Raw genomic sequence first — 1340 nt, forward strand, 5'->3', positions numbered from 1 at the left:
AACTTTTCTGACTTTTCTTCAGCCATTTATGAATGTTTGAATGATGCCCATTTGAAACATAAAAAAGAACTGGATTCCTTGCTGACTCTACGATTTCAGAAGTTTAATAAATCTCAGATTATGAACGTCTAAAGTATAGCACCACCCCAAAACCAAGTGCAGCGTTATATCGTCTATCTCGACGGGATATGTCAGGAGTCCACTCGCTTGAAACCCTACGCTCAAAATTTTCTCGCCGAATTATACGGGATTTTACCGGCGCAAGTGCGGATCGTTGGCAATATTATGCCCTATTCCACCACTAATCGCGCCTTAACCGATTCCGAGCGCCCTCTAGCCGGTTTCTGGCAATGGGTGGAAACAAACGGTCAGAAAGGGCATAACGGTGTAATGGCTTTAATCAATCTGCGGAATTTATTTAAGATCGTGGTTTCGGCCGATGATCGTTACGGACCAATTTTTAATCAGGGTTCGGCGGGAGTGATTCTCGAGGCATTACTACACAATGATTATCCCTTGGGCAGTAAGATACCAATTACTTTTATCGGTTATAGTGGCGGCGCTCAGGTTTCCTTGGGTGCAATTATCTATCTCAAAAAATTCCTGAAAGTACCCATCGAAATGATTTCTCTAGGGGGGGTTTTTAGCGGCAATGTCGGTTTTTTGCAGTTGGATCGGTTCTATCATTTAGTCGGTGAACGGGATACGGTAGAACCGATCGGTCGGACGATTTTTCCCGAACGCTGGCCGATCGCTTGGCTTTCCTACTGGAATCAAGCTCGTCGTCTCGGCATTATCAAGATTATCTCCCTGGGACCTACCCATCATAACGGGGTTATGGGTTATATGGACGGTGAAAGAACCCTCGCCGATGGTCGCACCTGTCGCCAGCAAACCGTGGACACTGTGGCTAAATTAATCTCTTTTCCTTAGCTGCTCTCAAAGTTCCCCAGAAAAATTGAGATTGACTGATCATGGCTATTTAACACTGGTTTGGGGCTATCCTCGCCAATTCCAGCCCAATACCTGTTCCCTCTTATCAAATCGGCTCGATTTTTTTTCTCAAAACCCTTGACAAATGGCGAGACTTGCTTTAGACTTTATGTATAATGGAAATTCGTGCGCCCATATATATAGGGTTTTTGAGGGAAGATAAGAGAGAAAAAAATAGACTCAAAAATCGGGATGGGTAGGAATAAGGATAAAGGTATGAACACGGAAAATTTCTCTCCCCGACAAGCATTAAACAAAGCATTCCTGAGTAGGGATAATTCATGAATTATCCCTACGGAATTATCCCTACGGAATTATCCCTACGGAATTATCCCTACGGAATTATC

At 43.7% G+C, this 1340-nt stretch carries 1 protein-coding gene and 1 pseudogene; both read left to right on the top strand.

Annotated features, from left to right (window positions below; all coding sequences use genetic code 11):
* A pseudogene (locus O9290_RS04135) lies at window positions 1-132 on the top strand (IS630 family transposase); the annotation flags it as partial.
* Between the two features lie 24 nt (window positions 133-156).
* Window positions 157-933 (top strand): hypothetical protein, encoded by a 777-nt coding sequence (locus O9290_RS04140; protein ID WP_288056694.1) that lies wholly within the window; start codon window positions 157-159, stop codon window positions 931-933.
* Window positions 934-1340: the final 407 nt, after the last annotated feature.

This window comes from Microcystis sp. LE19-41.2A (genome assembly GCF_027530405.1).
Lineage (GTDB): Bacteria > Cyanobacteriota > Cyanobacteriia > Cyanobacteriales > Microcystaceae > Microcystis > Microcystis aeruginosa.